We start from the raw sequence: 16805 nt of genomic DNA on the forward strand, positions 1-16805 counted from the left end.
ATAAAAATATCAGATGTGTCCTATGGTTAAACCGGAATTTGATTGGGGAGACGAATTTGATGACTATTTACAATCGTTAGGTAGTAAAGATGAAGCTAAGTTTAGAGCATTAATCGATAGAGTTGAAAGTACAGAATTACAAGACTCTATTCGAAAAGAACGTGTGAAAAAATTGGAAAATAATCTTTATGAACTTAGAGCTAGAACTGACGAACATTGGTTAAGAGGATGTTATTTTCAAGTGAGAGGTTCACACTATTATATTACACACGGCTTTAGCAAAAAGACTAGGAAAACGCCCAACAAAGAAATAGCTAGAGCTCTTAGTATTAGAAAAAAACACTTTTCTCAAATGAATTCAAGGAGGGAAGAACATGAGTAAAAATACTGAAATGATAAAAAAGCGAAAAGCTGAAAGTACAGTTTTTAAACAAGCTTATGAACAAGAACAAATGAAGTTAGACCTAGCTGACCTAGTATTTGAATTAAGGGAACAATCGGGATTAAATCAAACAGATTTTGCTAAAAGAGTGAATAAATCCCGTTCAACTATTGCACGGATTGAGAGTGCGGTTATGGAACCGTCTATTAGTACTTTGGAGGATATAGCTAAAGCTTTAAACAAGCATGTTGAAATAAATATAGTTGATCGAAGACAAAAAGTATAAATTTACTATTTTAGATTGATGAAAGGCATGAAAGAAGGATTTCTTTCATGCCTTTTTATGGTTCTATGTCAAATGACTAATTCAGTGTTCCCATCAGAAGTTGAGTTGAAAGTTATCGTAACTTTAGAAGAAAACTCCTTAAACTTAAGGAGTTTCATTATTGAATCTCCAAACTCTTAAAGATTACCTACTTTCTTCATGAGCTGATACCTAATACTACTTCTACTCCTTACGGTATTGATAGGATTGTTGATACTTAAGATGAATCAGTCACGTTTTGTGAATTATATTTTATTAACTACACTTAATAACAGATGAGGGGTGATGGCATGAACATTCCAGATGAAGGAGCTTTACTGTCTCTATTTGAATGTGAACCCAACTTATTAGATAATACTGCACCATTTTTTTACAATGAGGCAACCTATGCATTTACTAATGCTTCAGATGAAAGGTTTAAACTAAGTATAACTTCAGCAAATATGGATATAACAATACAGATGTTCCAAGCATCTAATAATGAATTGACCTCATTCCTGGATTTTAAAAATACAAAAGAGATCAAAGTAGTCAAAGATACTAAGGAACAATCAATTATATTGATTAGAACTGACAATTACTCAACTGAGATCGAAATAAAGCCTAAATTTAAAATTCATTTGACCTATACTGGCTTAGTTTAGAATGCCTTGGAAAACAAAAGACAGATAAGCTGGAACAACAAAAAAGTTAGGAGCAAGCAAAATGACAGGTGCTTTACTACTGATCCCTTTTATATGTATTCGATTTTTGATTCTTTCTTTACTCAATAAAGAATCTCTAAAGCGAGCTGTTCATTTTGCGCCTATGTCTGGTAAAAAACAGATAGCTTACTGGGTATATCAATTATCTAATTTGGGGATTTTTATCACGCTCTTTTTTACTGATTACCAGGTTGAACAGACAGTGTTTTACTATTTCTCTGCGACCGTTTATGTAATTGGCGTCATCATGCTGCTTATATCCATCACTTACTTTGCATTTCTATCTCGAGAAGGACTAAATACAAAAGGAATTTATCGTTTTTCAGCTATCAGCACACTGGATTATTCTTTCTGAAGAAAAGTGGTGTATTGAATCATTTGGTAACCAGTATATTGAATATATGAACGAGGTTCGAAGGTACTTCTGAGTTTGACAGATAAAAACTCTAGCGAAGAAATGGTTGCAAACCGAAAATCAGACAGGGATCACTTTAAAGTGTAAATAAGGGTACTGCACCATTTGTAAATAATGGGGAGTATTGAAAAAACTTGTTTTATAGTATACTACTCATATGAAGTGAAAGGGTGGATAGAATGAGAACATATACAACGAGAAAAGTTGGGGATGATATCGTTATTGACGTCCCTGATGATATGGGGATAGAAGCCGATAAAGAGTACTTCATTATAAAAGAAGAAAACGGCGGTTTTATGCTTATTCCCAAAGAATCTCAAATGTTTAAAGAGGAATATAAAAAAAGATATAAATCTAAGAGTAGAACCCGAACATGAGGAAGACAGATAAACTGTCTTTTAAGCCATATTACGGTTCTCGTCATGCTCCTGAGTCTTTGTTAATATAAAGTTCGGAACAAAATAATCAATATAAGCACTAAGTATTACGGCGCAGATCATAAGAGCCACAATGATATAAGGTGATTCAGCAATTCTAAAGGGTGTCACAATTATCAATCCAGCTATTAGCATACGTGAGAGTATTTTATAAATCATTATTCGAGTATTACGCACGACCTCAATAACATCCCCATCTGAAACTGCAATGTCTTTTTTGCTGAAATAAGCTTTGATTGTGAGGCGGTCCGAATGATCCGGCAACTCAAAAGTCATCGATTCCCCAGGCTCTAACCTATCTATCGTTACGCCATCCAGCTGAACGCTGATATTCACCAGTGAACTGAATGATTGTGCACTCCTATGAACTTTCACACTCATTATATCTTCTCCTTTTTGATGCTTCACAACAACTGTCCATTAGTGATTTATATAGTATAGATCATCTTTAAATGATAAAATTGTCATATTAAGCTTTCTACTATAAACGTTACCATTACTAATATAGAATGTAAAGGTTTCCTGTTGAGTGAGTGGTGCTGCTAAAGGGTTTAAGAATGATGCAGGGCTGTTTTTTTTATAACTAATCCACAATAAATCTTATTGGATAGGAGGAAAACTATGCCAAAAGGAATGCTGCATCACATAGAACTGAATGTCAGTAATCTGGCAGGAACCAGACGATTTTGGGACTGGTTTTTAAATGAATTGGGATATGAACTGTATCAGGAGTGGCCAAAAGGAGTGAGCTGGAAGTTGGGCGAAACTTACCTGGTATTTGTTCAAACAGAAGACCACTTCCTGAATAAGAAGTTTCATCGAAAAGAGTCAGGCTTAAACCATTTAGCTTTCCACGTGGAAAATCGAAAAGCAGTTGATAGTTGGACTTTGATCCTCAAAGAAAAAGGGTACAGCATTTTGTACGAAGACAGACACCCCTTTGCCGGGGGAGAAGAGTATTATGCTGTATTTTTTGAAGATCCGAATCGGATAAAGGTGGAACTTGTCGCAGATGAATAGAGGAGGGACTTCAGATGACAGCTAAAAAAAGCTTTTATATATTATGTCTGATTAATAGTTTGCTGATAATAGTGTACGCATTGTATCTCTTACTACCTGAACAGTATTATTTAGGCCATTATCCTATCGGAATCATCCTAATTTTCTTATTGATATTAGCCATCCTATCGGTTTGTTTACACATTAGATATAGTATTCTAGTTATAAAGAAACTAGAATTGAAATCTGTACTGGTTATACTGGCATATGCTTTCCCCATTTTATTAATGAGTTTCAGCTTGTTGGTATGGGGCGCAACATTACCATTATAAACAGAGAATTCCAGTATATCTTCTCACTATACCATTCATCATGACTGATTTTGTCTAAATCAAACTGACGACCATTAAATCATTTGGAGGTTAACACATGCTGCATTTTCAAAAAGGTAATCTGACAGTTTTCCAAAGCGCTTTGTACAAGACCACAACTGCAATCATCGATACGAAGCAGGCAATGATCATGACAGATCCAAACTGGTTGCCAGAAGAAATCGAAGAAATCAGACACTATATTGACGAGCGTTTGGGCGAAAGGAAATTATATATTATCTTCACGCACAGCGACTTTGACCATGTGATAGGGGCCGGAGCCTTTCCCGAAGCCTTTGTGATAGCATCCAAAGCGTTCCATCAAGATAGACACAAGAAACAAAGCATCAAGGATATGTATGCTTTCGACGAAAAGCATTACATAGAACGCAGTTACACCCATAGTTACCCGACTGTAGACCGTTTGATCACAATGGACGGAGACAAACTAAAACTTGGAGAAGTGACGCTGAGATTTTTCATGGCACCTGGCCATACTGATGACGGGCTTCTGACGGTTATCGAGCCATACGGCATCCTGTTGTCTGGAGACTACTTGTCCGATGTGGAATTTCCGTTCATTTACAGCAATTACAAGGATTATGTTAAAACAATAGAAAAGACTGAATCGATCTTTAATGACTTTGAGGTCCACTGTCATGTTCCGGGACATGGGAATGCCACTGACTCAGGAGACGAGATAAAAGAAAGAATTGCCTTTTCAAAATATTACCTGCATCAGTTGAGACTTAATAATAAAGAACTTGAGGAAGAGTGTCGAAGACGTTTTCCATTTTTCGAGGGAATGAGAGAGACTCATCTCGGAAATCTGGAAAAAGCCAAGTTAAGAAAGTGAAAAAGGCCATCACCGACTGCTAATATATAAGACAAAAAAGACCGTCACCTTTACCGATTAAGTCGAACTGAAATTAGTTCGCTTCTCGACTATAGGGTGACGGTTTAGTTTGTAAACCTGATAGTGTCATTTAAAAGAGATGATTAACGATTATCGATTGTCTCAGGATACATATCGTGATTTGCCAATCTGTTCCAAGCCACCTCTTCAAAACGCGTTCCCGGTTTTCCGTAATTACAATACGGATCTATTGAAATTCCGCCACGAGGAGTGAATTTACCCCAGACTTCGATATATTTTGGATCCATCAATTTAATTAAATCTTTCATGATGATGTTCATGCAGTCTTCGTGAAAATCGCCGTGATTTCTGAAACTGAAGAGATACAATTTTAATGATTTACTCTCAACCATTTTCTCTCCTGGTACATATGAGATATAAATCGTTGCGAAGTCAGGTTGTCCAGTAATCGGACAGAGACTGGTAAACTCCGGGCAGTTGAATTTAACAAAATAGTCGTTTTCCGGGTGTTTGTTATCGAAACTTTCTAGCACTTCGGGCGCGTAATCCATTTTGTATTCGACTTGCTGATTGCCTAAGTGTGTGACACCGTTTAATTCTTCTTCATTTCTTCCTGTCATTAGATCACCTTCCGAGATTTAAGTGGTTTGTCCAGCACTTTTGCCAGAATGAATCCGAAAACGCCTGGAATGATTTGGCCTATAATCAGGTTAACGACTAAGACCCAATAAGGAACACCGAGTAAAAAGTTCAAATAACCTGGAACACCCAAGCCTATTACGAAAATGATAGGCAGTGAGATCAACCAGCGAGGGAGATTGAATTTTCGGATCAAAGCGATTGAACCAGACACCAGTATACCGATGATGAATCCGCCAAGGACATCAATGGGGCCTAGACCGCCAAAGAAAAAGTTAGATAGCGCGTTAGCCAGACCAAGTGGAAAAACAAGAAAAGGGAATAAATAAGAAAGAGCATAAAGACTTGTCGCGATTCTGATCTGATAAGCCCCAAATGAAAATGAAGCGGTCGTTGCCATAATGACAACATAAAGAGCAATCACTAATGCTGAAATCGTTAATTTGCGTGTGTTGTATGAGCGTATTGACGTTTCTTTCATATTTATCACCTCCAGTTAATATAGTTGGTGCAAATGAAGGACTTAACCTTTTTTGCACAATAAAAAACGTCCATAGGCATAATGCTAGGACGTCAAAATACAGTAGGCTTTCCCTACTGCTTCCCTAGTTTTGTTTTTCGACAGGATGGTTACGAACTGTCTAATTAATTGGCTTCTAGTAGGATACCATTTTCTGACCTGAGTTACTAGGTGTTATGAAGTAATAGAGGTGAAATCCTCTCTAAAATTGACAAAACTCAATCTAAACCCATTCTTCTGCTCACCAAATCTCTGTCCTTCTGAGACGATGATATGTCTTTCCAACAGTTCTTGAAGCACTTTATCGACTTCTGCCTTTGTTTTATTTGGGAAACGGCAATATAGATGGAATCCTCCTTTTGCAGACATGAATTCAATGGCATTCCCGAACTCTGATTTCAACCAGTCTTCCATCTTTTGGGCTCTATCTTTCAATGTGATTCTGAGCGTTTTCTGATACTCGTCCATATCGTGTCTTAAAAAATGATCGGCCATAAATTGAGGCAGCAAGCTTACTTCAGATTCAATCTGATTACGAATATCTGCCAGCTCTTTCAGAATAGACTGAGGACCGATCATCCAGCCAATACGCAGGTGACTTCCCGCAAATTTAGTTAAAGTGCCAAGGTAAATAACCTGCTGCTGATGATCCATCTTTTTCAGAGGCGTATTATCAACGGCATCATCAAAAGACAGAGCCCCATACGCATCATCTTCTACGATTGGGATACGTTTCATCAGGCAGTACTCAAGTATTTCTTTTTTTCGTTTAGGACTCATGACAAGTCCAGTTGGATTCTGAAAGATTGGATTCAGAATAATCATCTTGAGCGGATAGCTTAAAGAGGCTTCCTGCAACCCTTTTAGGGTCATGCCTTCACTGTCCATTGAGATGGGCACAATACGCAGACCAGCAGCCTGAAATAAACGAAGCGAGTAAAAGTATGAGGGGGCTTCGATTCCCACTGCGTCACCCGGTTTCAATAGTCCTTGCGATATTAAAAACAAGGCATTTTGAGTGCCTGATGTGATCAGGATTTCCTCTATTGGGACAGTCATATCATAGGTTTGACTGAGATACACCTGAACACTTTCTTTAAGTGAATGGATCCCGCTGTCTGAATGGGTCTGTTCTTTTTCATGTTGAACCAGTTCTTTCCAGGATAAATCAGGCGACTGAAGTTCCGGTAACAAATCAGAAGGCAGTCTTCCGTTAGCCAAATCCAGAAGGTCTTCGGGTGCCTGTTGTCTCAATTTAACAGATGCTTGTTCGTAGGTGCTTCTAGCTTTCAAATTAACGTTAGTGAGCGATGTCCCCCAATTGATCAGAGGCTTGGTCTGTAGTCCCCATTTGTTCTCATTAACATAGGTACCACTTCCTTTTTTTCTGGTGAGGACACCTTGAGCTGTGAGTTCTTCCATGGCACGTATTACTGTTGAGCGATTTACATCCAGTTCTTCAGCTAGTTTTCGCTCTGCAGGCAGACGTGTTCCCGGCATCAACTCTCCGGCCTTAATTTTCTCTTCGATAAGCAGCATGATTTTCTGATATAAGGGAAGAGAGTTATTCTGAGTTAACTTCCAAATCATCATTGTCAGACCTCTTTTCATGTATAAACTAAGTATAGCATAAATTGGATGGGTTAAAAGTAGTCCAATTGGATGTTTCCTTGTGCTTTGCTCTTACGTATACTTTCAATTAACGCTGATGAAAAGAATGACACAGGAGGACTATATTAGATGAGTGATAAAATAATTGGAAGTACGCGCGTGAAACGTGGAATGGCTAAAATGCAAAAAGGCGGAGTCATTATGGATGTCGTAAATGCTGAGCAGGCTAGGATTGCAGAAGCTGCTGGAGCGGTTGCGGTCATGGCTCTGGAACGTGTACCTTCGGATATTCGTAAAGCAGGAGGCGTCGCTCGAATGGCTAATCCTACTATTATTGAAGAAGTCATGAATGCAGTGAGCATACCGGTTATGGCAAAAGCCCGTATCGGACATATTTCTGAAGCCCGAATTTTAGAAGCAATGGGCGTGGACTATATTGACGAAAGCGAAGTCTTGACGCCGGCAGATGAAGAATTCCACCTGCTTAAATCCGAGTATATCGTACCGTTTGTCTGCGGATGCAGAGATTTGGGAGAAGCTTTGAGACGTATTGGAGAAGGGGCATCCATGCTTCGTACAAAAGGGGAACCGGGAACAGGAAATATCGTTGAAGCGGTTCGCCACATACGAAAAGTGAATAGTCAAATCGCTGTGCTTTCCGCTAAATCAGATGACGAGCTGATGACCTTTGCAAGAGACATTGGGGCTCCATATGAACTGGTTAAAGAAGTGAAAGAGCTGGGAAGTCTTCCGGTCGTGAACTTTGCTGCGGGTGGCGTTGCAACACCGGCTGATGCGGCATTAATGATGAGCCTGGGAGCAGATGGCGTGTTCGTTGGTTCCGGTATTTTCAAATCTGAATCCCCAGAAAAATTTGCCCGGGCGATTGTTCAAGCAACGACTAACTATGAAGACTATGTATTACTGGCTGAGATCTCTAAAGATTTGGGTGAACCCATGAAAGGCATCGAAATCAGTCACTTGGGGGAAGCTGAGCGTATGCAGGAGCGAGGATGGTAAGCATGTCAAAAACCATTGGTGTCCTTGATCTGCAAGGAGCTGTTTCTGAACATATACGTGCTTTGAAAAAAATAGGGGCTAATGCTGTTTCCGTTAAAAAAGCAGAAGATTTTGATAACCTGGATGGCTTGATCATTCCGGGTGGCGAATCGACTGCCATTGGAAGACTGATCCGTGAGCAAAAATTGGAAGAACGACTGCGGTCGTTCTACAGCTCAGGAAAAGCAATCTTTGGGACATGTGCCGGACTGATTTTATGCAGTACGGATGAGAGTCACACGACTGATGATTTGCGTCTGGGATTCATCGACATGGAAGTCGAACGAAATGGTTTCGGCAGACAAGTAGCCAGCTTTGAAACGGCGCTTGAATTCGCAGGAATCGATCACCCAGTTGAAGCGGTATTCATTCGTGCACCTTACATCCAGTCTGTTGGACTAGACGTCAAGGTATTAGCTACTTTCGATGATAAAATAGTAGCCGCAGAACAAGGGAACGTGCTGGTTACGGCCCATCACCCGGAGCTGACGGAAGACTATGCAGTCCTGAATTACTTTTTAAAAAAAATCAGTCAGACGATAAAAGTCAGAGAGTCTTAAAAGTAGATTTGAAGATGTGATTAGAAACGATGGGCTGTACAGAGCTCGTCGTTTTTTAATTGTCATTACCATTTCTAGCGAAGAGGGTATCTATCTTAAGAAGTTGAGTCAGTAATAAGGACACCTTCTTAAGATAATAGACTAATCATAAGGAGTTATCGTAAACTGCATATCAACTTCTTAAGATATCTGTTAATCTTCAGAAGTTTGAGCACTATTAAAGCACTCTTCTGAAGATTAAGGGCCTGACAAGCAGATTTTTTGCTTGTCTCTTTATTCTCTGTCATAGTATAAACAAACAGAGAAGGAGATGTAACAAATGGCAGATGCAAAAGAAAAAGCACTGAAAATTATGGATAAAAACGATGTAGGAGTTCTGGCTACAATCTCTGACAACAAACCAGTCGCCCGTTATATGAGCTTTTACAGTGAGGACTTTGTATTATACACGGTGACGGATAAACGGACAGAAAAAGTAGAGGACATTGAAAAGAATTCAAACGCATTTGTCCTGTTAGGCTATGAAGAAGGCATATTTGATAAAGATTACGTTGAAATCCAAGCAACAGTTTCAACGACACAGGATCCTGAGCTGATCGACCGTGCTTGGTATTATCATGATCAATATGGCAGCTAATGCCATGTACTATTATTACCCATTTGGAATGGATGCGATGGATGGATCGATTCCATACGGGACAGCCGAGGAAGAATACCAGCAAGTGTTAGCAGATGGGCAGGATTATTTACCCGACAGGGGAATGGATCCATACCGTGTGGGCGTCACTTCTCAAGATAATCATGTCAGAAACCAGTTTCTCTATCTTGATGTAATGGGACTGAATTCCTATTTGTCCGTTACTAATGGAAATATAACAGACTTTGCCAGAACAATTGAAACGGCAGGGTTTCAGGTCATTCAACCATTAAGGAACGGGGTAGATGATAGACGTATAGCTAATCACTTGCTGGGAGTTGACTATATTATCACGGAAGCTGAGAACGAATCATTTCTTCCCTTTGGGTATGAAGTGTTAGAAGAGTTGAAAAACAATCAGAATGAAGACTATATTTTGGCAGAAACACCGAATGCGTATCCATTTGCTTATGCAATCGGGAACGCACTGCCTGAGCAGGCGTTTTTAGAGTTGAATGCAGTTGAAAGAGAGGCCGCCTTTGTCGAGAATGTGATACTTGAGGATTCTGTTTTTCAGACATTACCCCTTGAGAAATCCTTTGTCGAATCGCCTGTTAAAGAACTAGATTACGAAGTGATGGATGATGGGAGTGAACCGGTCAGTTTACCTGACAGCGACATTCGTATTCAGAAAGAACATACAGAGTTCACGCTCATTCTGGAGGAGCCAGAAGAACTGATCGATCATGAGTGGTTCATACGCTTTGAGGGGCTGGATTATCATCCTTTAGACGAGTCGCCATGGCTGCGTCAGTCTACAAATTACCGTTTGTCAGTTACTGATGGCCAGCAAGTGAAAAGTATCTATCAGTCAGATAAATACAGTTTCAGTTCTTATTTCCACAGGGAGCACATGCTCTTTAATATGGGGCATGTCGCTGAAACTGATGATATAGATCAGGTGCAGATTACAGTTGATCGTCCTGGGGTATATTCACTTGATGATATTTCCGTCTATGCTTTGCCTGTCAGTGCGCAGGAAGATGAACGCATTGCTGACGAGAAAAATGAACGAGCGTTAGACATCGATTTATTTTCAAACGACCGTATAGAAGGAAATGTTGATGCCGATGCTAATGAAATCTTAGTGACGTCCATACCGTTCTCTGCTGGATGGTCAGCGACTGTAAATGGAGAACAACGGGATGCGCTTAAAACGAATGTTGGGTTTGTAGGGGTGAGTTTAGATGAAGGGGAAAACAGCATTGAGCTGACTTACCGGACGCCTTATCTGCTTCTAGGATTAGCACTGAGTCTGTTGGGGATCATTCTGGCATTCGTTCCAAAAAAGATTGGTCAAAACTAGGAATCACTCATCTCAACCTTCTTAGCACTTTTTAGATTAAGAAAAAAAGAAGATTGACAATAAAACAGGATGCTGATATGATGATAAATATTAAAGAATGATTAGAAAAAATTAAGAAGTAAAAAATAAATCAATCATGTTGAAGAGAAAAGTACAGTCTAGAGTAAGTTAATAGAGAGTCCCGGGTGGTGGAATGGGGCAGCTGAAAAGGATTGGAAAATGGTCTCTGAGTGAAACAGTCGAAGGTTCCTGGAACTTCAGACGGTTACGGGTGCGCCCGCTAAAGCGCCACAGTTTAAGTAAGCTGAATTAGCTGAACGAACTGGTTGAGGCAATGTCTGTGAAGATGTTGCGAATCAAGGTGGTAACGCGAGAATATTATTTTCCGTCCTTGCACAAAGTTTATTTGTGTGAGGACGGATTTTTTTGATTTAAGAAGCAGGGAGGAGAAACATATGTCACTGATTATAAGAACGGGCCCGCAGGAATATGAATGTCGAGTGGGGGTATTAGATTCACTGATCGAACGTCTAACGAAGCATGACGTACTTAAGGCTGTCATTGTGCATGGAACGACTTCCTGGGATATCGCACGTCCCTATCTATCAGAAGTACTGGACAGTGAAATTGACATAGAGTTGAGTGCTTTTAATGGAGAATGTACCTATGAAGAGGTGGAGCGCATTGCAGAACTTGCTGAATTTGTAGAGGCCGATATCATCATTGGAGTAGGGGGCGGTAAATTAATAGATACAGTCAAATACGCCACAGCCAAATCAAAAGGGGTAAAGTCTCTGCTGATCCCTACTTTAGCCAGTAACTGTGCTCCATGGACGCCTTTAAGCGTGATGTATTCTGCGGAGGGTGTCTGTCTAGGATTTGACATCCATTCAGAACAAGTCGGTACCTTGCTGATTGATCCAAGGCTGGTGCTGGATTCACCAGTTAACTACTTTATAGCAGGCATAGCAGATACTTTAGCCAAATGGTATGAGTCGGATGTTATCTTGTCTCAGCCTGAACATAAAAATAATGCTTTTCTTCAGATGGCTCGATCTGCAGCGCGGAACTGTAAAGAGGCCATCGTTGAGCAGGGACAGCAGGCAGTAAATGATAGTCGATCTCAGACATTGACACCAGCCTTTATTCAAATCGTTGAAACAATCATTGCGGTAAGTGGACTGGTTGGGGGGCTTGGAGACAGTTTTGCCCGAACAACAATAGGACATGCTGTCCACGATAAAATCACTATTTTTCCAGAATCTCATCATTTCCTTCACGGAGAAAAAGTAGCCTACGGAGTTATGGTACAACTGGCTTTTGAAAATAAATGGCATGAGATCAATGAGTTGAGTGTATTCTATGATGAATTAGGGCTGCCTAAATCACTAGCGGATTTGGGGCTGGGTGACTTGACTGATAAAAGGATTAAGATATTTGCAGATGAGATTGCCAATGATAAAACACTGGTAAACTCAGGCTACCCCGCTTCGGGAATTGGCTTGCATGAAGCAATGGTCCTGCTGGAAGACTACGTAAAACTAAAAGGATCAGTTAAGATGGAGGGATAGTAATGGTTGAATTTGAACAGTCTGACACTTTGAAACGACTGCCTAAGCAGTACTTTTCTTATTTGGCAGAACGAAAGAAACAAATCAGGAAGCAATATGAAGATGTGATCGACTTAGGCATAGGGAATCCGGACTTGCCTGCACCAGAGTTTATTGTGAACGAACTTAAAGGAGCTGCGACTGACCCCACAAATGATCAGTACGGACCAGCCAGGGGATTCGATTACTTGAGAGAAGCTGTTGTCGATTATTACCTTCGGGAATACGGCGTCCATTTGGATCCTGATAAAGAAGTAGCGATTTTGCATGGGTCAAAAGCAGGCATTGTAGAAATCAGTCAATGTCTGTTAAATCCCGGTGATACTGTCCTTTTGCCGAATCCTTGCTATCCGGACTACTTATCAGGTATTGGTCTGGCTGATGCTGAAATAGTCGAATTACCCCTACTGGCAGAAAATGATTTTCTACCCAGATACGATTTGCTGGATAAAGAAACCAGTCAAGCAGCTAAACTACTGTTTCTAAATTATCCGAATAATCCAACAGCCGCAGTGGCATCATCAGAATTTTTCTCAGATACCGTATCATTTGCTGAAGAAAACAAAGTTTGTGTAGCACACGATTTTGCCTACGGAACAATTGGCTATGATGGGAAAAGTCCACTAAGCTTCCTGCAGACACCAGGCGCCAAAGAAGTGGGCATAGAGTTCTTTACTTTATCCAAGTCCCACAATATGGCCGGATGGCGGATCGGATTCGCTGTTGGTAATGCGTCTGTTATTGAAGGAATCAACCTGCTTCAGGATCACACAGGCTGCGGATATTACGGTGGGATCCAACGAGCGGCAGCAAAAGCCTTAACAGGAGATCAGTCATCAGTCAGAGCACTGACAGCCACGTATGAGAAGCGTCGAGATCTGTTTGTAGCTGAATTTGAACAGGCTGGTGTAGAGATCAATTTGCCGAAAGGGTCTTTTTATGTATGGATGAAAGTACCTGAACCTTATAGCTCAGAAGAGTTTATGACTTACTTAGTGAATGAAGCACGCGTAATAGTTGCACCAGGAGACGGGTTTGGAAGTTTAGGGGAAGGATATGTTCGTATAAGCTTGGCACAGCCAACAGATACATTACTGGAAGCAGCTAAGCGAATAACAGATTTAGCACCATTCAAAGTAGATTCAAGGGTGAAAATATAATCACTTAAATAAACCAAGGGGGAAACGAAGATGAAAAGAATTTGGGGATTACTCACAACTGTAGCAATAGGAGCTGTATTGACTGGGTGTGGGGGAGAAGAAACAGGATCTGCACAGACAGAGGGATTATTAAGTGACGGAGTATTAACTGTGGGTGTAACTGCGGGACCTCACGAAGATATTCTTAATGAAGTGAAAAATCTGGCTGCTGAAGATAATTTTGAGATCGAAGTGATCACCTTTACCGATTTTGTCAGACCGAATACCGCTCTAGAGGAAGGCGAGCTGGATCTGAACTCTTTTCAGACAGGCATTTATCTGGATACGATTGTAGAAGAAAGTGGATTTGATTTAACTAAAATAGAACCGACTATTACGATTCCTATGGGTATTTATTCTGAAAAATATAATGATATAAGCGACATCGAAGAAGGGGACGTCATAGGTATTCCTAATTCACCTACTCAGGAAGGACGTGCCTTGCAGTTGTTTAAAGAAGCCGGTTTGATTACATTACCTGAAGGATCAGGTATAGAAGTGACAGTCAGTGATATTGTGGACAATCCATTAAATCTGGATTTTATCACTTCTGAAGCAGCTCAGCTACCCGCCCAATTACAGGATGTTGGAGCAGCAGGCATCAATTCGAACTTTATATTAGACGCAGGCATCAACCCTGAAGAATATGGCCTATTCATGGAAGATGTAGAGGATCTGGTTCAAGTCAACTACCTTGTGTCACGAACTGAAAATGAAGACGATGAGGCATTGGAACAGTTAATTGGATACTATAAAACGCCTGAAATTAAAGAGTTTATCGAAGAGCAATTCAAAGGCGCTCTAGTGCCATCCTGGTAAGTTTTTAAAAGAATGAGTTTAGTAATGCTGTCTCCCTTTCTTGGAAGGACAACTGTTCAGAAAATACTAGCTAAATAAGAAATAAGCTAATAAAGAACGCCTTTATTTAGTAGAGATATATCTCTTCACTAGATAAAGGCGTTCTTTGATTGCCGCTGAAATCAAACTCAGCGTATACTGTTTATTCTAATATATCCTCTTCAGCTAGAAGTGAGAGAAATTGCTTAGACGCTTCTTTAGAGAAATTATATATATAATGAGTCTCACTTGTATCCATCAAAGTACCGGAAGAATAATCAGATGAGACCCATAAATGAAAGGTTTCGGAAGACCCGTCTTCGTAGTTTATCTGCAATCCATAGTCAGGTTCTGCCATGTTGACAATGCCGAACTGCCTTTCTGAACCTTCGATCATATCATCCAAAATAAACTTAAGGGTTTCTGTATCTGATACTTCAACTAGAAAATCTGTACTGATGCTGCCAAAATATGCAGAATGAGAGATGCCTGCCTTTATGGGTTCTGCTCTTTCTACAAGACTCAAATAATGTGCATCACCAGATTGATCAGACTCATAAATCGCTTCTTTTTGCTCCTCAAGTGATACATCTTCCAGCTCAGCAGCTGATTCAGTTTCGCAGCCGACTAATAGTAAAGACAGACTGAGTAAAGCAACTTTAGTATAGGTGCTCATTGATTTCCTCCTCACTTGGATAAACATCGCTCTATAATAATTAGACGAATGTGTTAAAGTTAGTATACAATGTATTATATTAAAAGTAATTAAAATAAAAGAAATAGTTAGTAAGTGATTTCTCTTCATAATAAGAGCTTTGTGTAAATGTAAAAAAAACTATTTAAAGAGACAAGATAACAAGCTTAAAGAAAGAAGAAACAAATTTTTGAAACTTAAAGGAGAGCCGCATGTTTGAATATAAAATAAACAAAGAGGTATCATTAAAATTAGAAGATTATACTGATAGTAAAGGGTTATTTGACTTGGTCGATTCTTCGAGAAGTCATTTGAGTGAGTGGTTGAGCTGGGTCGATAAAATTCAAACCGAGAATGATATAAAAGAGTCGATCAGGCGTGATCTGATCGATTTTTCCAAACAGGAAGGCATGTATTTTGTCATTCTTTATAAAGGTGAAATTGTAGGAACAGTCGGGCTTAAGTATTTTCAGTGGGATGTGAAAAGTGCTGAGATCGGTTACTGGTTAGCGCCTGATTATTTAGGAAAAGGCATCATGACTGAAGCGGTAAAAGGAGTGATGGCATATGGATTTGACTATGTATCACTGGATAAAATAGAAATCTGGGCTGCAGAGGAGAATCTTAAAAGTAGAAGTATTCCCGAACGCTTAGGTTTTGTGCAAGAGGGAATGCGACGAAACAATGAACTGATTAAAGGGACATACCACACTATGATGATTTACGGGATGCTGAAATCTGAATGGAAAACAGTAAATAGTTAAGGCTACCTCACACGTTGACTGATTGTTTATGATTAGAATGAAGTGAATTTGGCGTAAAAAAGGGAGCATTGAATAGTCAATGCTTTTTTTTGCGCAGCTGAAGTAGTATTAGTATTGAAATTGTCAAAAATAGAATAAAATAATATCAATAAGATGCAATTAGACTAAATGAATAGCAAAGGGGAAGAGGATGTTCCAATATAAGATAAATGATCAGTTATCATTAAAGTTAAAAGATTTCCACGATACTGAAGAGTTGTATGCATTAATTGATTCTTCCAGAGACCATTTGAAAGAGTGGATGCCATGGGCTATGTCTACTAAAGATGAGAATGATGTCGCGTCGCGTACTCAGCAGAATCTGCTTGATTTTGCTCATCGAAAAGGAATCCACTATCTGATAATGGTCGACAACCAGATAGTGGGTTCTGTAAGCCTCAAAAAATTTAACTGGACTGTGAAAAGTGCTGAGATAGGGTACTGGATTGCGCCTGAGTTTCAAGGAAAAGGCATTATGACAAAAGCAGTTAAAGCCTTGCTGGTTTATGGGTTCGATTACCTTAAATTGAATGAGCTTGAAGTATGGGTAGCATCGGATAATAAAAGGAGCAGGAGAATACCTGAACGACTTGATTTTGTGGAGGAAAGGCGGCGCCGTGCTAATGAATATATAGAGGATAAGTACTTTGACATGATTTTATACGGTCTGTTGAAATCTGAATGGAAAGAACAGAGTGATCGGTATATGTTTTAACAAATGCCAGAGCTCACTAAGTGTTAATGGGTGAAGAATTACTGT

Annotated in this window: 21 protein-coding genes and 1 other annotated feature; of the genes, 16 read left to right on the top strand and 5 right to left on the bottom strand. The window is 39.7% G+C overall.

Features of this window, described 5'->3' with window-relative positions; genetic code table 11:
- The first annotated feature begins 22 nt into the window (after positions 1 to 22).
- The 5 genes from CLV38_RS04730 (at position 23) to mazE (ending at position 2203) form a co-directional block, all read left to right on the top strand.
- Positions 23 to 382 (top strand): type II toxin-antitoxin system RelE/ParE family toxin, encoded by a 360-nt coding sequence (locus CLV38_RS04730; RefSeq protein WP_106192217.1) that lies wholly within the window; start codon positions 23 to 25, stop codon positions 380 to 382.
- Complete coding sequence (locus tag CLV38_RS04735) at positions 375 to 668, top strand: helix-turn-helix transcriptional regulator (RefSeq protein ID WP_106192219.1); 294 nt, start codon at positions 375 to 377, stop codon at positions 666 to 668. Before CLV38_RS04730 ends, CLV38_RS04735 begins: the two co-directional genes overlap by 8 nt.
- Positions 669 to 997: 329 nt before the next feature.
- Positions 998 to 1351, top strand: a complete 354-nt coding sequence (locus CLV38_RS04740) for a hypothetical protein (protein WP_106192222.1) — start codon at positions 998 to 1000, stop codon at positions 1349 to 1351.
- A 61-nt stretch (positions 1352 to 1412) separates the two neighbouring features.
- Positions 1413 to 1766, top strand: a complete 354-nt coding sequence (locus CLV38_RS04745) for a hypothetical protein (RefSeq protein ID WP_245920540.1) — start codon at positions 1413 to 1415, stop codon at positions 1764 to 1766.
- A 239-nt stretch (positions 1767 to 2005) separates the two neighbouring features.
- Positions 2006 to 2203, top strand: coding sequence for a type II toxin-antitoxin system PemI/MazE family antitoxin (gene mazE, locus CLV38_RS04750; protein WP_106192224.1), 198 nt, complete (start codon positions 2006 to 2008; stop codon positions 2201 to 2203).
- Positions 2204 to 2224: 21 nt separating this feature from the next.
- Here the strand turns inward: mazE and CLV38_RS04755 are convergent, their stop codons facing one another.
- Positions 2225 to 2644, bottom strand: coding sequence for a hypothetical protein (locus CLV38_RS04755; RefSeq protein ID WP_106192226.1), 420 nt, complete (start codon positions 2642 to 2644; stop codon positions 2225 to 2227).
- 240 nt (positions 2645 to 2884) lie between these two features.
- Here CLV38_RS04755 and CLV38_RS04760 point away from each other — a divergent pair, with 240 nt between their 5' ends.
- Both CLV38_RS04760 and CLV38_RS04770 read left to right on the top strand, forming a co-directional pair.
- Positions 2885 to 3283, top strand: coding sequence for a VOC family protein (locus tag CLV38_RS04760; protein ID WP_106192229.1), 399 nt, complete (start codon positions 2885 to 2887; stop codon positions 3281 to 3283).
- A 408-nt stretch (positions 3284 to 3691) separates the two neighbouring features.
- Positions 3692 to 4489 (top strand): MBL fold metallo-hydrolase, encoded by a 798-nt coding sequence (locus CLV38_RS04770; protein WP_106192234.1) that lies wholly within the window; start codon positions 3692 to 3694, stop codon positions 4487 to 4489.
- A gap of 143 nt (positions 4490 to 4632) precedes the next feature.
- Here the strand turns inward: CLV38_RS04770 and queF are convergent, their stop codons facing one another.
- The 3 genes from queF to CLV38_RS04785 form a co-directional block, all read right to left on the bottom strand.
- A complete protein-coding gene (gene queF, locus CLV38_RS04775; protein ID WP_425427771.1) occupies positions 4633 to 5061 on the bottom strand; it encodes a preQ(1) synthase in 429 nt (142 codons plus the stop codon).
- Positions 5062 to 5129: 68 nt separating this feature from the next.
- Positions 5130 to 5630 (bottom strand): QueT transporter family protein, encoded by a 501-nt coding sequence (locus CLV38_RS04780; protein ID WP_106192239.1) that lies wholly within the window; start codon positions 5628 to 5630, stop codon positions 5130 to 5132.
- A 213-nt stretch (positions 5631 to 5843) separates the two neighbouring features.
- Positions 5844 to 7262, bottom strand: a complete 1419-nt coding sequence (locus CLV38_RS04785) for an aminotransferase-like domain-containing protein (protein ID WP_245920541.1) — start codon at positions 7260 to 7262, stop codon at positions 5844 to 5846.
- 147 nt (positions 7263 to 7409) lie between these two features.
- Here CLV38_RS04785 and pdxS point away from each other — a divergent pair, with 147 nt between their 5' ends.
- From pdxS to CLV38_RS04820, 7 genes are all read left to right on the top strand, one after another.
- Positions 7410 to 8300, top strand: coding sequence for a pyridoxal 5'-phosphate synthase lyase subunit PdxS (pdxS, locus tag CLV38_RS04790; protein ID WP_106192241.1), 891 nt, complete (start codon positions 7410 to 7412; stop codon positions 8298 to 8300).
- A 2-nt stretch (positions 8301 to 8302) separates the two neighbouring features.
- The gene (gene pdxT / locus CLV38_RS04795) at positions 8303 to 8899 is read left to right on the top strand and encodes a pyridoxal 5'-phosphate synthase glutaminase subunit PdxT (RefSeq protein WP_106192244.1); all 597 of its coding nucleotides are present in this window, start codon (positions 8303 to 8305) and stop codon (positions 8897 to 8899) included.
- A gap of 319 nt (positions 8900 to 9218) precedes the next feature.
- Positions 9219 to 9536 carry a pyridoxamine 5'-phosphate oxidase family protein gene (locus tag CLV38_RS04800; protein WP_106192246.1) on the top strand — a complete coding sequence of 106 codons (318 nt, stop codon included), beginning with the start codon at positions 9219 to 9221 and terminating at the stop codon, positions 9534 to 9536.
- The gene (locus tag CLV38_RS04805) at positions 9502 to 10902 is read left to right on the top strand and encodes a YfhO family protein (protein WP_170068814.1); all 1401 of its coding nucleotides are present in this window, start codon (positions 9502 to 9504) and stop codon (positions 10900 to 10902) included. Before CLV38_RS04800 ends, CLV38_RS04805 begins: the two co-directional genes overlap by 35 nt.
- A 130-nt stretch (positions 10903 to 11032) precedes the next feature.
- Positions 11033 to 11298: a binding site (T-box leader), on the top strand.
- Between the two features lie 59 nt (positions 11299 to 11357).
- Positions 11358 to 12473, top strand: a complete 1116-nt coding sequence (locus CLV38_RS04810) for an iron-containing alcohol dehydrogenase family protein (protein ID WP_106192252.1) — start codon at positions 11358 to 11360, stop codon at positions 12471 to 12473.
- 2 nt (positions 12474 to 12475) lie between these two features.
- Positions 12476 to 13672 carry an aminotransferase class I/II-fold pyridoxal phosphate-dependent enzyme gene (locus CLV38_RS04815; RefSeq protein ID WP_106192254.1) on the top strand — a complete coding sequence of 399 codons (1197 nt, stop codon included), beginning with the start codon at positions 12476 to 12478 and terminating at the stop codon, positions 13670 to 13672.
- 30 nt (positions 13673 to 13702) lie between these two features.
- Positions 13703 to 14530: a MetQ/NlpA family ABC transporter substrate-binding protein gene (locus CLV38_RS04820; protein ID WP_106192257.1), complete on the top strand. Its 828-nt coding sequence runs from the start codon at positions 13703 to 13705 to the stop codon at positions 14528 to 14530.
- 181 nt (positions 14531 to 14711) lie between these two features.
- On the opposite strand, the gene CLV38_RS04825 is transcribed toward CLV38_RS04820, so the two are convergent.
- The gene (locus CLV38_RS04825) at positions 14712 to 15224 is read right to left on the bottom strand and encodes a YhfM domain-containing protein (RefSeq protein WP_106192259.1); all 513 of its coding nucleotides are present in this window, start codon (positions 15222 to 15224) and stop codon (positions 14712 to 14714) included.
- Between the two features lie 230 nt (positions 15225 to 15454).
- On the opposite strand from CLV38_RS04825, the gene CLV38_RS04830 reads away from it, so the two are divergent.
- Positions 15455 to 16006 (top strand): GNAT family N-acetyltransferase, encoded by a 552-nt coding sequence (locus CLV38_RS04830; protein ID WP_106192261.1) that lies wholly within the window; start codon positions 15455 to 15457, stop codon positions 16004 to 16006.
- Between the two features lie 190 nt (positions 16007 to 16196).
- A complete protein-coding gene (locus CLV38_RS04835; RefSeq protein WP_106192264.1) occupies positions 16197 to 16760 on the top strand; it encodes a GNAT family N-acetyltransferase in 564 nt (187 codons plus the stop codon).
- Positions 16761 to 16805 lie beyond the last annotated feature (45 nt).

It is taken from the genome of Alkalibacterium olivapovliticus (genome assembly GCF_003003275.1).
In the GTDB taxonomy this organism is placed as follows: Bacteria; Bacillota; Bacilli; order Lactobacillales; family Carnobacteriaceae_A; genus Alkalibacterium; species Alkalibacterium olivapovliticum.

Excerpts from the sequence above, each read along its gene's own strand:
- mazE (WP_106192224.1), top strand. The coding sequence starts at position 2,006 with ATGAGAACATATACAACGAGAAAAGTTGGGGATGATATCGTTATTGAC.
- CLV38_RS04810 (WP_106192252.1), top strand. The coding sequence starts at position 11,358 with ATGTCACTGATTATAAGAACGGGCCCGCAGGAATATGAATGTCGAGTG.
- CLV38_RS04745 (WP_245920540.1), top strand. The coding sequence starts at position 1,413 with ATGACAGGTGCTTTACTACTGATCCCTTTTATATGTATTCGATTTTTG.
- CLV38_RS04835 (WP_106192264.1), top strand. The coding sequence starts at position 16,197 with ATGTTCCAATATAAGATAAATGATCAGTTATCATTAAAGTTAAAAGAT.
- CLV38_RS04770 (WP_106192234.1), top strand. The coding sequence starts at position 3,692 with ATGCTGCATTTTCAAAAAGGTAATCTGACAGTTTTCCAAAGCGCTTTG.
- queF (WP_425427771.1), bottom strand. The coding sequence starts at position 5,061 with ATGGATTACGCGCCCGAAGTGCTAGAAAGTTTCGATAACAAACACCCG.
- CLV38_RS04740 (WP_106192222.1), top strand. The coding sequence starts at position 998 with ATGAACATTCCAGATGAAGGAGCTTTACTGTCTCTATTTGAATGTGAA.
- CLV38_RS04820 (WP_106192257.1), top strand. The coding sequence starts at position 13,703 with ATGAAAAGAATTTGGGGATTACTCACAACTGTAGCAATAGGAGCTGTA.
- CLV38_RS04825 (WP_106192259.1), bottom strand. The coding sequence starts at position 15,224 with ATGAGCACCTATACTAAAGTTGCTTTACTCAGTCTGTCTTTACTATTA.
- CLV38_RS04830 (WP_106192261.1), top strand. The coding sequence starts at position 15,455 with ATGTTTGAATATAAAATAAACAAAGAGGTATCATTAAAATTAGAAGAT.
- CLV38_RS04755 (WP_106192226.1), bottom strand. The coding sequence starts at position 2,644 with ATGAGTGTGAAAGTTCATAGGAGTGCACAATCATTCAGTTCACTGGTG.
- CLV38_RS04785 (WP_245920541.1), bottom strand. The coding sequence starts at position 7,262 with ATGATGATTTGGAAGTTAACTCAGAATAACTCTCTTCCCTTATATCAG.
- CLV38_RS04800 (WP_106192246.1), top strand. The coding sequence starts at position 9,219 with ATGGCAGATGCAAAAGAAAAAGCACTGAAAATTATGGATAAAAACGAT.
- CLV38_RS04735 (WP_106192219.1), top strand. The coding sequence starts at position 375 with ATGAGTAAAAATACTGAAATGATAAAAAAGCGAAAAGCTGAAAGTACA.
- pdxT (WP_106192244.1), top strand. The coding sequence starts at position 8,303 with ATGTCAAAAACCATTGGTGTCCTTGATCTGCAAGGAGCTGTTTCTGAA.
- pdxS (WP_106192241.1), top strand. The coding sequence starts at position 7,410 with ATGAGTGATAAAATAATTGGAAGTACGCGCGTGAAACGTGGAATGGCT.
- CLV38_RS04780 (WP_106192239.1), bottom strand. The coding sequence starts at position 5,630 with ATGAAAGAAACGTCAATACGCTCATACAACACACGCAAATTAACGATT.
- CLV38_RS04730 (WP_106192217.1), top strand. The coding sequence starts at position 23 with ATGGTTAAACCGGAATTTGATTGGGGAGACGAATTTGATGACTATTTA.
- CLV38_RS04760 (WP_106192229.1), top strand. The coding sequence starts at position 2,885 with ATGCCAAAAGGAATGCTGCATCACATAGAACTGAATGTCAGTAATCTG.
- CLV38_RS04815 (WP_106192254.1), top strand. The coding sequence starts at position 12,476 with ATGGTTGAATTTGAACAGTCTGACACTTTGAAACGACTGCCTAAGCAG.